Genomic DNA, 14179 nt, shown 5'->3' with positions numbered 1-14179 from the left:
GCTCCGCATTTTACGCTCAATGATAAATTTTAAAAGATCTTTTTCTTCAATTGAAAGAAGGGTATGATTTTATTATCCGCTCGATAGATATAAGTACAGAAGAAACAAAAGCAACACAAATCGCACAATGCAAAACCATAACAAATTGAATTTAAATGAATTTATTTTATGCATTATCAGGAATAATTATAGTGGATTGCTATGTATAAAACTTATGGATAAAAGGATGAAACATATTAAGAAACACCTCACAGACTTTTCTCAATAAAGCGCAGCGAATATAATATTATTCATGATTAACCAATGTCCATTTCCAGACATAGGCATCTGAGAAAATGAATTGCAATAGTTGATAATATATATTTAGATTAAATTAAAAACATAATTAATAAATATTAAATATCATTCATCGAGTTACCACATCTTCGGTTTGTTCGTAAGCCGGATGCAGAAGCATAATGCGACTCCTGGAGTGAGCCGCATTATTATCGGCCTGTCGGGAATTAACGGCAGACCACCGGAAATAGTTGTTAACAACACCCACAAGGAGCACGACAAATGCCAACCCCATGTTACATTTCAATAACAGGCCAGACTCAGGGCAATATCACCGCTGGCGCATTCACCGCCGATTCTGTCGGTAACATCTATGTGCAGGGCCACGAAGACGAAATGCTGGTGCAGGAGTTTTTGCACAACGTCACCGTGCCAACCGACCCACAGTCCGGTCAGCCCGCAGGCCAGCGTGCCCACAAGCCATTCATCTTTACCGTGGCGCTGAATAAAGCCGTTCCGCTACTGTATAACGCGCTGGCGTCCGGTGAGATGCTGCCAAAAGTTGAACTGCACTGGTGGCGCACTTCTGTCGAAGGTAAGCAGGAACATTACTTCACTACCCGCCTGACGGACTCAACGATTGTGGATATGAACCTGCATATGCCGCACTGCCAGGACCCGACACAGCGTGAGTTCACTCAACTGCTCGCCGTATCACTGGCGTACCGTAAAGTCGAGTGGGAACACATCAAGTCCGGTACTTCCGGTGCTGACGACTGGCGTGCACCGCTGGAAGCATAAGTTAAAACCACAGCATCCGGCCCTCACGGGCAGGGTGCTGTTTTTGTATTGCGCCACAGGCAATCAATAAAGAAGAAGGCTGTCAGTAAGGAATTACGTTTTTACGGGAGATGGCGGACGCCGGAAACTTCGGCGGTAGCGTGCCTGAACGCAAGCGTAACACTGTACGTACCGTCACAGTCACTAAACAGCGAGAGTCATACTTTAGGGAGGTTGATATGTCGTTAAAAGGACAGAGTTTTACAATGGAAGCAGAATAGATAGCAGTGCCAAATAGTAGAGTAATTAAAGGGAAAGCAGGCCGGGTAGTACGTAACGCACGTAGACCTATGGCTGTGATGATTTTGCAGTGTGAACACATAAGAGAAGTATATTTCCCGCACGATGGTCATCATAAAATTCACAATAAAATCAACACGTTAATTTATAAATTCATGAGCATTTAGTCATCAATTACATTCAAACGGTCTTAATATGGAAAACGATTATTATAAAGTAACTGAAGAGTTGATTCATACAGGGCTTGATGCAATATCAAAGTCCATAAAAGAACGTAAAAAAAAGAACGAGGTAAGGGAATCTATATTTTCTGACTTGCATGAAGCAGGAATAACTGTCAGAAAACGAAGTGATTGGAAAGCAAAAACCACCCCAGGAAGTGATGGTGAAGACTGGGACTATCCTGCAATTGTAATACATCATGCTGGAAATAGTTACTCATGTACTAAAGATGGGGAAGCTAAAATGCGCCAGGCTGAAGAAACCGACATCAAAAGTTTTAATCACTTAAGTTATCATTATGCTATAGATTGCACAGGTGTAGTTTATGAAGCTCTGGATATAAGAGAAAAAGGCGCTCACCTAAAAGGGGCAAACACAGGAAAAATTGGTATAGTTTTTTTATCAGATTTTAGTTTACCAGGTGAAGCCTCACAATTTGGACCATCCCGATGGGGATCATTAAGTGAGTTTGCCGGACAAGTTAAGGATGACTGGGATATATCCGTTGATATACCTACCGATAAACAGAAAAATGCTATTAACGTCTTAGTTAGGACTCTTATAAAATTTTTCCCAATCACACAGTTAGGAGGACATAGGGAGTTTGCCTCTTTAAATGGCTTAGGTCGTGCTTGTCCAGGAACTTATGGTCTTCAGATTGCTGCCAATCTCAGAACAAAGTTCAAGTTAAGTGCCCCCTGAAATTAACACTTGTTTTCGAATGAAAATTTTTCTCGAGTACAATATTATATATGCGATCCCATTCATTCCATAAATTTATCATCTTATCTATTTTTTTATATTTTCTACTTGGAATAGATAAACAGCTATACTATGAAGAAGGCGACATGCCCTGGATACCAATTCCTTTCATTAAACACACCATATCATCAACTTTATTTTTTGAATTACCTGTCTCGCCTTCTGACATTCTAAGAGATTCACCAACAACCAAAAATGAGAATGATAAATTGTATAATTACTGCCAAGTAAGGTATGGAAAACAACTATCGGAATGTAGAAAAACAATAAAGAAAAAACTTCTTACTAATGGATTCTATATACCCGACTGAATGATACGACCGTCTAATATAACGGCCCAGATAAATCCAGGAGACATGTATTTTCTGCTAACAAAATGCAAGATAAGAATTAACATGAGTTACAGAATAAACATTGATGAAAAATTAAACTTACAGGATATAGTTATCTGATGTTTCACTCCTCTACTAAACAACCAAATTAATAAAAGCATTGTAAGAGAATTTGAGGTAAATCCGTTGACAATCACCATCAGGAGGTAATATGTCGTTAAAAGGACTGCGCTTCACACTGGCAGTGGACGGTCTGTCGGAAATGACCACCGCGGTGGTCAGTTTTCGACTTACTCAGCATTACTCAAAACCTTTCCAGCTAATAGTGGATATTGCCAGCGGTCTTTCTGACCTGACCGCAACTGATTTCCTGGAAAAAAATGCCGTACTGACCATCTGGCAGGGAATGGAGCCATTACGCTATATCAGTGGTATTGTCTCTGCCGTAACCCTCAGTGAAAACAATCACTGGCAGATGGGATACCATATAATTATCTCACCACCACTCTGGAGAAGCGGTTTACGCCAGAACTTCCGCATCTTCCAGCAGCAGGATATCAAAGCCATCTCCTCCACCCTGCTCAGTGAAAATGGTATCACCGGGTGGACCCCGGTATTTTATGAGCCGCACCCGGCACGCGAGTTCTGCGTGCAGTACGGTGAGACTGACCTTGCCTTCCTGAACCGCCTGTGGTCAGAAGAAGGCATCTTTTATTTTGACTGGTGCACTCCGGAAGGGACAGAGCAAAAGCTGGTACTTTGCGATGATGTGGCAGGAGTATCGTCACTGGGATCCATGCCATTTAATCCGAATACGACGGCCGAGGCATCCACCGAACACATCAGCCAGTTCAGATATCATGCGCAGATACGGCCTTCATCCGTCGAAACTCAGGACTACACCTTCAAAACGCCCGCCTGGCCCGGCTATTACAACCGCGCTGCTGAGAACCTGAACGGCCAACTCACGCAGTATGAAATCTTCGATTATCCCGGACGTTTCAAAGACGAATCCCACGGACAGGCGTTTGCCCGCTACCAGATTGAGGGCCGGAGACATAATGCAGAGACAGCAACAGGTTACAGTAACTCACCAAAAATGTGGCCGGGGAAGCGCTTTACCCTGACAGGACATCCATCAGTATCGCTGAACAGGGAATGGCAGATTGTGGGTAGCGTACTGGCAGGAGACCAGCCGCAGGCACTGCATGGCAGTCAGGGAACAGGAACCACTCTCAGCAATCGTTTCGAGGTTATCCCGGCCGACAGAACATGGCGTGTCCCTCCCCTGCCGAAGCCCTCCGTAGACGGCCCACAGAGCGCCATCGTCACCGGCCCGGCCGGGGAAGAAATCTTCTGTGACGAACATGCCCGGGTGCGGATACGTTTTCACTGGGACCGTTACTGTCCGGGGAATGAGGACAGTTCGTGCTGGGTACGGGTATCGCAGGCGTGGGCGGGAACGGGATTTGGCAATCTCGCCATTCCGCGTGTGGGCCAGGAGGTTATTGTGGACTTCCTCAACGGCGACCCGGACCAGCCCATCATCATGGGACGCACCTACCACCAGGACAACCGCCCACCGGGCAGTCTGCCGGGCACGAAAACGCAGATGACCATCCGCTCGAAAACCTATAAAGGCGGCGGATTTAACGAGCTGACGTTTGATGACGCCACCGGAAAGGAGCGGGTGTATATCCATGCGCAGAAGAACATGGATACGGAGGTGCTGCACGACCGGACCACGACGGTAAACAACAACCATACGGAGACGGTGGTTGTGGGGCAAACAGTGAAGGTGGGCAGTAAAAAGGCAGGTGGTCATGACCAGACGGTGACGGTAGCTAATGATCAAAAAACAACGGTAGTTAATAATCAGATCACCGAAGTTACTGAAGGAAATAAAATAACCGATATAGATAAAGGAGATCAGGAAATTACCCTTCATGAAGGGAAGCAAACAATAAAGGTAAAAAAAACCATCAGCGTTTCTTCAGAAGAGAAGATCGAGTTTATTTGTGGAGAGTCGAGCATTACCTTGTTGGAGAATGGAGAAATTACGATTAGTGGAAAAATAATTAAGAATACTGCGAAAGATGAATATCATGTCAATACCAAAAAATTATCAGCAGATGGTAGCGAGGAACAGGTGCTGACCGGTGGCATGTTAAAATTAAATCCATAATTAAATTAGTTAATTGCCACATAAGAGAATGCGATATGGGTAAGGATGCAGCAAGACAAACGGCAGATACAGCCGGACATGATGGGCCAATAACATCAGGCAGTAGTAATGTCTCAACAGGAGGTTTTCCGGCTGCTCGAATGGGGGATACTTTTGTTTGTAAAGAGCATGGGCCCGGTGTAATCAGTGAAGGTTCTAAAACAGTTACAATAAATGGAATACCTGCCGCCAGAAAAGGGGATAAGGTAGTTTGTGGTAAAAAATCATTACCACCGACAACAGGACCTAAACTTCCTGAATATCATTCTATAACAATAGTTAAAAATAGAAATGAAGATGGCTCGGTAAAAAATCCAAATGGCTCAGATGAGTTTAAATTATATACTGGATACGCAGTGTCAGCTCTAACGGATGGTGATGGTGATGGTGATGGTGATGGTGATGGTGATGGTGATGGTCAATATGATACGAGTGACTTAAAAGCAGGCATTATAGATTTTCAACTAAATCATCCGATTGGAGAAAGTGGGACGAACATTAGTCTCGGAGGTACTGTTGGCAAGGCTGAAATGAAGGCAGGGACAGTTGCAAATGAGGATGTACATTCCAGCTCGGTTGATGCAAAGTTAGAGGGTATTTCTGGGAATGTAGACCTCAGTTCAGGAAAAGCAGGATCTGGTGACTATGTGGAGGCAAAAGCTGAAGGTACAATCGGGTTAGCTGAAGGAAAAGGCAACTATAATTTAACACACGATCTTGACGAAGCAAGAGTTGGTGCCGCCTTTGAACTTGGAGCAGAGGCAGCTGTTGCAAAAGGGCAGCTTTCAGGTGCTATAGACTCAAAATATTTTAAATTGAAAGGTTCCGTTGATGGAACTGCTGGGTCGGCAGGTTTAGGATTGGGAGGAGGGGCATGGGTGGATTTTGATAATATAATGGTAAAAGTTCAATTGTCAGGGAAAATAGCATTTATATTAGGATTAGGGGGCGATATTGATATCCAGCTTGGACCATTTACTAGCGTCCCTATTCAAGAGCGACTTGGATTTACCTCTTCCAAATCTGGTATAGTGCTATCAGGTGCATCTACTGTTACTATTGGGGGATAATATGAGTAAAATTATTCGCATATCAGAATCTGTCTTTCCATTATACAATAATCTTGTATTTAGATTTTTTTTAGGTATTGCCCTATACCTCCTTTCAGTATACATTATATTTCATCACGTTCGAAATATAACATCATTAAAAATAGTACACCTACTTGGTATTTATGCTTTTTTTTACTATACTATTTTTTCAATGATAGATGGTGGTGCTAAACGATTAGCTGCATTTCATATAAAAAATAATAGTACCAACATCGACAGACAACCAATAAAATGGTATTTATCCAATCAATTTAACATATCAAGATTCCTTAAGCTCATATTTGTCTTTATATATATATGCGTGTTTCATGTATCTTATGTACATACCATAATTGACAACCACCACTCATAGCAACATTTAAGCAATGGCTAATTTTAAATCCTTATTCATTCTGCACATCAAACTTTATAAATACAACCAAGACAACTCAGAAATATTATTATGAAAAAAATGATAAGATAGAAAATTTAGGAACTGTTGTTGGTAAAGTAGAAATGAATGCAGGTACTATCTCAAACGATAAACATTTATCAGGAACATATGGTGTAAAGGCTACCGGTTTTTCTATAAATACGGGGGTTAGTTTTGGAAAGGAAAATTCGGGTGATTTTAAAGATATAAAAATAGAAGGAACATTTGGAACTGCTGAAGCAAAAGCCTCTGAAACATTAATTAATGGTGAGGATGAGCATCAAGGAGGCGCTGCCTTTGAATTGCGGGCTGAAGCAGCTGCCGTAAAAGGCGAATTATCAAGTGCTCTGGAATCTAAATATTTAAAACAAAAAAGTTCCCTTGCTGTAAGTGCTGGCTCAGTAGGGGGAGGCCTGAAAAGTGGGGTTTGGTGGGATACAGATAATCTCATGTTCAGAGTAAAGCTGGCATGAAAGCTTGCACTGGTTATTGGAATTGATTGGGAGGAAGATATACAAATAGGCCCCTTCACTGAAACCCCTTGGCCTGTATTACTGGGGTTGGCAATTTCAACATCAGGTGTTATATTGACTGGAAAAACAAACGTCATCATTGGAGGTTAGTATTGTTCTTCTATGAAACTTTAAGCAATATTATCAAGGTGTATCATAACAAATTTTTAGATTTTATTTTGGTATTGCATTGTCATCTCTGATTTGCTTTTTATTGATTAAAAACATACATCATGTACATAGCATTATACTTGTTAAATTTCTTGTGGCGTTATCAGGATTTATGTTTTTTACTATAGCGCATTTTCATTAGTCGACATTGGGATTGAAAAATATACTCCTTCCATATCAAATTTAACAATGATAATATTAATAAAAAGCTAATTTCTTCATTCGCGAGGCATAAATACACAATAAATATCTCTCTGAAGCTGTGTGTTTTTATTTTATATTTACATGGTTTTTAATTTCATAATACTTAAATATTAAAAACATTTTATAATAAACAATGAATATTTCAGATTTAAATTAGCTAATGTGACAAAATTTTTAAAACATCACCTAGAAAGATGGTTTTTATTATTAACCCAAGTTGGCACTATGCCAATGGACACTGGCTTGGCGAACGCTTGTTTTTATTGGTTGTTACTTTTTTCTCTTATCGATTCAACTATCGGTAATGTGGAATTATTCCATTCAGGTGTAGCAACTGTTATCATTGGAGGTTAAATGAACCAATACAATAGAATGTTTAGAATGTTATTTGGGGTTGTAGCTTTTTTACTACTTTCCTGCATTAGTGTTATGTTAAATGATGATTTACAATACACTCGATTGTCAACTATATGCTTTCTTATCGGCTGTTATCTGTTTTTGTATTTTTTTGTATTTTCTCTTATTGATGCTGGCGTCAATAATATAGTATCGTTCCATCAAAAATATAACCAAGAAAATATCAAAAAATCATTTCTTAAAAATTTCATTGAAGGAGAGAATCTGGTATCTAAAGGATATAAATTGGCTTTTAATTTGGGTTTTCTAGTTGTGATGTATTTTATGTTAAAAAACGAAATGTAGATAATCCAGAGAGAGTTATTATAATGAGAGAAAGCAATAACAAACCATCCATCCCAAGGGCAGTGACATATAGTTTTGAATACCAAAAAGAGCATTTTTGGCGATGCCGCTATACATCCTCAGAAGTAACAAGCTTATATTACAAGATATTACTCCCACTAGATGTAAAACCGGTCAGCATTAAACCTGAGCTAATCGCAGGAACCAATAACCTCTATGCTATTGGCTGCTATCAGACCATTTCTGGAGCAAAATCCCCCTTTACAGAAGTTGATGTAGTCTATGAACATATAAATAACGACATCGATGCCAGTGACTGGGGAGAATATATATTAGACCTTTTAGGTGAAGAAATCCTTTACTGTAAATATTATTATAGCGTTAGTGGTCGATATGCTGATTTTTTGACAAAAAAAGATATCGATAACGAAACCATCACATCAAGAATCAGAGTATTTAAAAATTATGATTTTGAAAACAACAGGGCCAATGTGATAATGGTAAAAGCCTGTTGCAACTGGAAGGATTATGAATCGCTGGCTGAGGATCTCTTTCATTGTGTGAATTTTTTCACTTTAATTAATGACTCAAAATGGCATTTGGCAGAAGAACTAAAGAGTATAAATCTGGATGTACCTGCAAACCATTCCTTTTATTACCCTGCCTCATGGCTATATTCAGAACGATATAATAACGAAAAGATGAGCTACTATTCGTTATCTTTAAAAGAAGAAAGTAACGTTCATGGCATTATTGATGGCTATTTTTTATACCATGATGCGGCAATCAATAAAGAACAGGTTTGTAAACTAATTGTCAGTCAACTAAAAGAAAATAATCACCTTGAAATTGATGAAATTTCACTAAGAGAACGCAAAGATATCTTCAATAAGAACATTACGGAATTATGGACTGGTGAGTTAAAAGTAAAGAATGCAAGAAATGGAGAAGGCATGTTAGTTGTTTTTTCCGGAAAGATTCAGGAAAGTTGGTTCTATATAATTGGGTCATTTGCTCTACAAAAACAACATTTCGGTTCCTGGGCCGCGGGAAAACGAGCAATAGATATTATCTTAAATTCACTTAATAACTACGACTTAGAGTATGAAGATCAGTTTTATATTGAGCATTGATATAACACTCAATAGACCCAATAATTTAGCAGAGTAGGTAGCGTGCCTGAACACAAGCGTAACACTGTACTGCCGCTGAACAGCGGAATGTCTTTATTCCTGTAAACACCAGGGAGAACAACATGTCATTAAAAGAATTGCGTTTTACGCTGAACGTGGACGGACTGCCGGAGACAGCCACCGCAGTGGTGGGCTTCGGCCTTTACCTGCCACATTCCACTCCTTTTGCCCTCAAAGTGGACATCGCCAGCGGGCTTCCGGACCTGGTGGCAGCTTAGGGCAAGATCACGAAAGAGCGGCAATGGACAGAGAGTACCTCGCGTCAATCCTTGCGGGGTTTCGTAATCTTGCCCTGGATTTTGCGACCCTTATAATAAGGCTTACAATCAGCCTGAATCAGCGAAAGCGCTGACTTATTTGATGATACTAAGTTGGCGTATTTCCAATGCTATCGATTTGGCATGAGCAAAAATCAGCGCAGGTCAAAAGCCCCCGTGATGGCAACATCACCATCACAGGGGGTGAGCGGTTATTCCTTCACCACAATCAGCGGTTCAATATCGCTCTCTTTTTTAATCACCAGCGACTCGTCACCACGCAGGCAGGTACCGCCGTAGTTACCACCTACGGTAAAGGTACAAACCTGGATATATTTACCGGCAACTTTTGGCAGACACCAAAGCTGCTGAAAAATGTTCTTCTGCTCGGCAAACTTACCGCTGGTTTTATCCAGTAGCTCTTCCTGATGACTCACCAGATCGATGTTGCTGCCACAACGTCCTGCAATAGGTTTCACCGCATAACCGGTTTGCGCCAGCTCTTCATTAACAGTGAAATCCGTATCAAGCAGATAACGGTGGTGCGGGAACAGTTGCCAGAGGATCGGCAGAATCGCTTTGTTGCCAGGGATAACCGTCCACAGAGGTTCGAAGACCAACACTTCCGGGCGCAGCAGCACGTCGATTAAACGCACTTCCTGATTCGTATGCCCGGTACGAATTGGCACCGCGGCGTACTCCGTTTCGCTGACCTCGCGCACCTGCTCAATTGCGGTTTCCCACGCCCAGGTCTTCCAGACGCAGTTCACCAGACGGCCATCACCGTCAATCAGCTGACCGGCATCATCCCAGCACAGTTCATCCAGACCTCGCAGAATTTTGCTGTCAAACCCGGCCTGACGCAGCGCCTGCTGCATAAACTGCGCGTGATAGTTCTCCTCGATATCCTTATCCTGCATGATGTGGACAAACGGACGTGCGCGGCTGTGCTTCCAGGCCCCCGCCAGTTCGTTGATCAACCCTTCAGCCGGGTTGTGTCCCTGCCCTGTGTAGCCCCGTTCGGCCCATCTTTCGAGGATCAAACCGGCTTCGGTATGGCACGATGCGGAATCGGCGTTGTACTCATACACCTTCAGTCCACGTTCATCCATACAGAAATCCATACGCCCCGTAATCATATGATGCCGACGACGCTGCCAGGAAAGGCGCAGGCGCGGCCAGAGGATTTTCGGGATATCAAACAGCGCCAGCAGGTTGTCGTCTTTCAGCACCTTGTCGGTCGCATGCAGATACATCAGGTGCAGCTCGTTGGTGGCTTTAATCAGCTCCTGCTCGGCGCTCTCGGTAATGGTGAAGTATTGATGCGGGTCCTGATTAATCACATGACCGTTCGCCAGCACGTAGGCTTTTTGCAGCGGGTCCTGCTCATTCAGCCATTTACCATCAAATTGCCCGTTATCTTCCAGTCGCGCGCCGCCAATTTTCAGCGAGTCATTGGCGATCTCCGGCTGCGGTAGGCTGAAACGGGTATCATCGGTCTGGATCATCCAACCAAGAATGGTCGTGTCGTCAAAGGTATCACGCAGGGTGTAACAACCGTTCTCAACCACCATCTCCAGTTCGCGGGTCCACTGCTGTCCGGGAGGCAGCGGCGTATGGAGCACGTTCTGTTCGGCAATACGGATTTTGTTTTCCAGCAACTGGGTGACGACCGCCACATGCCCGGTATCTTTAAATTCGCCGCCTTTTTGCCAGATAAGCAGTGCGCCTGCTACCGGCGCGCGGGGCGAACCATTCGGAAATGCCTGTAACGGTAGGATGTTGTCATTCACTACTTCGCGCAGGAAGCGTAAGGAGAAGATCTCCCAGGCCATGCCCACATCGGTGAAGACCATGCCATAGTTAAGGAAGAGAAAGCGGCGTGCGAACTCTACGCACTGCCATTTGTGGCCCATGTATTCATCGTCGATATAGCTGCGAAATGCTGCATCATCGTCGTAGTCCCGTGGGTCGAGGGAGCTGTAATCTGAAGAGTAGATTGCTACGCCACCTGGGGCATAGCCCAATAATGTCCCGAATGGGGCATCCTGACTGGTCGTTCCTTTGCTCATGCACCTTACCTCAAAACAATACAGCCTGAGCAGGTTGGCGTGAATTTTTCGCTCTGATTGCCTGCTCTGCGACACTAACCGGACAGAGGTCGACATCATCATACACCTCAACGCAGCGGCTGGCGCTCAGAGGCGAAAAATTCACAGCAGGAACTACGCTTTGGTCAGGGTGACCGGTACGCTTTTATACGCCGGAGTCAAACTTTGTGTATCTACCGCATCCAGCGAAAGCAGGACATTCGCTTCAGGCAGATAAGCGCCAATTGAGCCAGCCGCCATGTTGTAAATCACCACCGTTAAGCCGTACATGATGCGATCCGCGCAGGGCTGACCGTTGTCGTCCAGCGCCTGAACGTTGACCACATCACCCTGGCTCAGACCGCGGCTCGTCGCTTCTTCGGCGCTTAAAAACACCACATCCCGACGGCCAGTAATGCCACGATAGCGATCGTTCATCCCATAAATCGTGGTGTTGTACTGATCGTGGCTACGCAGCGTCGCCAGAACCAGTGCATCAGCAGGCTGATGTTCCCGCTCTACCGCCCGCTGATGGCTGACGATAAAGTTGGCTTTGCCATTCTCCGTTCGCCATTCACGGCGCGAAGCAGGCGTATCCATACGAAATCCGCCCGGCTCGGCAATACGTGCGTTGTAATCGTGGAACGCCGGGATCACGGCTTCAATGGCGTCACGGATCAACGCGTAGTCCCCGGTAAATGCTTCCCAACTGATCGGAGAATGCGGCAGCGTGGCACGCGCCATGCCCGCCACAATCGCGGGCTCCGATTTTAGCCAGTGGGAAGCCGGCTTCAGCGCGCCACAGGAAGCGTGGACCATCGACATAGAATCTTCGACGGTCACCGACTGGATCCCCGTCGCCTGCATGTCGCGCTCCGTTCGGCCTAATGCAGGTAGCAGGTAGTTATGCTTTGCCAGCAGCAGATGCGATCTGTTCAGTTTGGTCGCCACATGGACCTGCAGATCCAGATTTTTCATCGCCGCAAAGGTACGCTGCGGCTGGGGCATCGCTACCGCCAGATTGCCGCCCATGCAGATGAGCGCTTTTGCATCTCCCCGCTCGATGGCCCGAATGCTCTCCACGCTGGAGCGTCCATGTTCGCGCGGAACGCGGATAGAAAAATGCTTCTCAAGTCGTTGCAGGAAGTCTTCGGACGCCGCTTCGTTGATCCCTACAGAACGATCGCCCTGCACATTAGAATGGCCGCGTAACGGGCAGATCCCCGCCCCCGGCTTACCCATATTACCTTTCAGCAACAACAGATTTACCAGCTGCTGGACGTTCTCGGTGCCGTTTTTATGCTGAGTGATGCCCAGACCATAACAAACAATCGTGGCGCTGGATTTGCTGTAGCTGTGCGCCAGATCTTCCATCTGACTACGCGTCAGACCCGAGTCCTGTTCCAGCTCAGCCCAGTTATGCTGACGTAAGTCGTCATACAGCGCTGCATATCCCGCGGTATGTTGGTCGATAAACGCATGATCGAGCGTCGGCTGTTGATCCAGTAGGATCCGCGCTTCGTCCATTTCGATCAGCGCCTTCATTATGCCTTTGAGCAACGAGGCGTCTCCGCCCATTTTTACCTGGTAGTAGTCGTTGCTCAGCTCCGTCGCCTGACCGGTGAACATCTCTTTCGCGCTTTGCGGGAAGCTAAAGCGCTCAAGCCCCCTTTCGTTCAGCGGGTTGATGGAGATAATTTTGGCTCCACGTTTGGCAACGTCGCGTAAGGTGGTCAGCATGCGTGGATGGTTAGTACCAGGGTTATGCCCGATACAAATCACCAGATCGCAGTGGTCAAAATCATCAAGTTCAACGGTCCCTTTCCCAAGGCCAATGGCTGGCGTTAGCCCTGCGCTGGTCGGTCCGTGGCACATGTTTGAGCAATCAGGAAAGTTGCTGCTACCATATTCGCGGGCAAACAGCTGATACAGGAACGCCGCCTCATTTGACGTTCTGCCGGAGGTATAAAACTCAACCTGTTGTGCTGAGTCATAGCTGCGGAGACGCTCGCCGATCTCCTGGAAGGCGATATCCCAATCCACCGCCTGCCAGGTGTCTGACACTGCATCGTATTTCATTGGATGCGTCAAACGACCAATGTTTTCCAGTTCATAATCGCTGTAGTGCCAGAGTGTGGAAACCGGGTGACGGCTGAAAAATTCCGGTGACGCTTTCTTACTGGTTGTCTCCCAGGAAACCGCCTTAACGCCATTTTCGCACAGCTCCATTGGCGCACGATGCCCGGGGTCCGGCCACGCACAGCCCGGACAGTCGAACCCTTTCACCTGGTTCATTTTGAACATCGCGATAATGTCGCGCGCGACAGCCTTTTGCGAAAACACCGAAGCAGTGACGGCTTTTACCGCACCCCACCCACCCGCAGGGCCCTGATAACCGCTTACTCCTGGAACACCATTTTTCATTATTACTGCTTATTCACCGCCAATTTTTGATGGTGAATACGGTAGCAATTTCCGTCCAACATTGATTTCCTCTTCATGGAGTACGGGCCAGGTACAATGAACGGGTTAGATTTATCTTCCCCTTTCAGCACAAAGCGACATAAAGTCCCAATCTGTTAAATTGAGTTCTACCTAACTGCTACACTGCATCAACACAACCACTCAGA

Annotated in this window: 10 protein-coding genes; 8 read left to right on the top strand and 2 right to left on the bottom strand. The window is 44.9% G+C overall.

Annotated elements, in window-relative coordinates; translation table 11 throughout:
• Window positions 1–558 precede the first annotated feature (558 nt).
• From C2U43_RS04175 to C2U43_RS29315, 8 genes are all read left to right on the top strand, one after another.
• On the top strand, window positions 559–1077 hold the full coding sequence (locus C2U43_RS04175; RefSeq protein WP_047408665.1) for an Hcp family type VI secretion system effector: 519 nt from the start codon (window positions 559–561) through the stop codon (window positions 1075–1077).
• A 474-nt stretch (window positions 1078–1551) separates the two neighbouring features.
• On the top strand, window positions 1552–2280 hold the full coding sequence (locus tag C2U43_RS04170) for a peptidoglycan recognition protein family protein (RefSeq protein WP_071445514.1): 729 nt from the start codon (window positions 1552–1554) through the stop codon (window positions 2278–2280).
• Between the two features lie 603 nt (window positions 2281–2883).
• Entirely contained in the window at window positions 2884–4857 is a 1974-nt protein-coding gene (locus tag C2U43_RS04165; RefSeq protein WP_103284719.1) for a type VI secretion system Vgr family protein, read from the top strand.
• A 35-nt stretch (window positions 4858–4892) separates the two neighbouring features.
• Window positions 4893–5966 (top strand): PAAR domain-containing protein, encoded by a 1074-nt coding sequence (locus C2U43_RS29540; protein WP_199771089.1) that lies wholly within the window; start codon window positions 4893–4895, stop codon window positions 5964–5966.
• A gap of 537 nt (window positions 5967–6503) precedes the next feature.
• The gene (locus tag C2U43_RS04155) at window positions 6504–6893 is read left to right on the top strand and encodes a hypothetical protein (RefSeq protein WP_103284718.1); all 390 of its coding nucleotides are present in this window, start codon (window positions 6504–6506) and stop codon (window positions 6891–6893) included.
• Between the two features lie 768 nt (window positions 6894–7661).
• Window positions 7662–8009, top strand: coding sequence for a hypothetical protein (locus C2U43_RS29325; RefSeq protein ID WP_158654521.1), 348 nt, complete (start codon window positions 7662–7664; stop codon window positions 8007–8009).
• 23 nt (window positions 8010–8032) lie between these two features.
• A complete protein-coding gene (locus tag C2U43_RS29320; protein ID WP_158654520.1) occupies window positions 8033–9142 on the top strand; it encodes a hypothetical protein in 1110 nt (369 codons plus the stop codon).
• Between the two features lie 122 nt (window positions 9143–9264).
• Complete coding sequence (locus C2U43_RS29315) at window positions 9265–9420, top strand: hypothetical protein (protein WP_158654519.1); 156 nt, start codon at window positions 9265–9267, stop codon at window positions 9418–9420.
• Between the two features lie 251 nt (window positions 9421–9671).
• Here C2U43_RS29315 and gss read toward each other — a convergent pair whose 3' ends face one another.
• Both gss and C2U43_RS04135 read right to left on the bottom strand, forming a co-directional pair.
• Window positions 9672–11531: a bifunctional glutathionylspermidine amidase/synthase gene (gene gss / locus C2U43_RS04140; protein WP_103284715.1), complete on the bottom strand. Its 1860-nt coding sequence runs from the start codon at window positions 11529–11531 to the stop codon at window positions 9672–9674.
• Window positions 11532–11684: 153 nt separating this feature from the next.
• Window positions 11685–13973, bottom strand: a complete 2289-nt coding sequence (locus C2U43_RS04135) for an FdhF/YdeP family oxidoreductase (protein ID WP_103284714.1) — start codon at window positions 13971–13973, stop codon at window positions 11685–11687.
• Window positions 13974–14179 lie beyond the last annotated feature (206 nt).

This window comes from Citrobacter freundii complex sp. CFNIH9 (genome assembly GCF_002903305.1).
In the GTDB taxonomy this organism is placed as follows: Bacteria; Pseudomonadota; Gammaproteobacteria; order Enterobacterales; family Enterobacteriaceae; genus Citrobacter; species Citrobacter portucalensis.
Note: the sequence above shows the minus strand (reverse complement) of the source record. Positions and strands in the feature narration are given on the sequence as shown.

What these genes read in the sequence shown, in the direction of transcription:
- C2U43_RS04175 (WP_047408665.1), top strand. Translation starts at nt 559, where the DNA reads ATGCCAACCCCATGTTACATTTCAATAACAGGCCAGACTCAGGGCAAT.
- C2U43_RS04170 (WP_071445514.1), top strand. Translation starts at nt 1,552, where the DNA reads ATGGAAAACGATTATTATAAAGTAACTGAAGAGTTGATTCATACAGGG.
- C2U43_RS04165 (WP_103284719.1), top strand. Translation starts at nt 2,884, where the DNA reads ATGTCGTTAAAAGGACTGCGCTTCACACTGGCAGTGGACGGTCTGTCG.
- C2U43_RS29540 (WP_199771089.1), top strand. Translation starts at nt 4,893, where the DNA reads ATGGGTAAGGATGCAGCAAGACAAACGGCAGATACAGCCGGACATGAT.
- C2U43_RS04155 (WP_103284718.1), top strand. Translation starts at nt 6,504, where the DNA reads ATGAATGCAGGTACTATCTCAAACGATAAACATTTATCAGGAACATAT.
- C2U43_RS29325 (WP_158654521.1), top strand. Translation starts at nt 7,662, where the DNA reads ATGAACCAATACAATAGAATGTTTAGAATGTTATTTGGGGTTGTAGCT.
- C2U43_RS29320 (WP_158654520.1), top strand. Translation starts at nt 8,033, where the DNA reads ATGAGAGAAAGCAATAACAAACCATCCATCCCAAGGGCAGTGACATAT.
- C2U43_RS29315 (WP_158654519.1), top strand. Translation starts at nt 9,265, where the DNA reads ATGTCATTAAAAGAATTGCGTTTTACGCTGAACGTGGACGGACTGCCG.
- gss (WP_103284715.1), bottom strand. Translation starts at nt 11,531, where the DNA reads ATGAGCAAAGGAACGACCAGTCAGGATGCCCCATTCGGGACATTATTG.
- C2U43_RS04135 (WP_103284714.1), bottom strand. Translation starts at nt 13,973, where the DNA reads ATGAAAAATGGTGTTCCAGGAGTAAGCGGTTATCAGGGCCCTGCGGGT.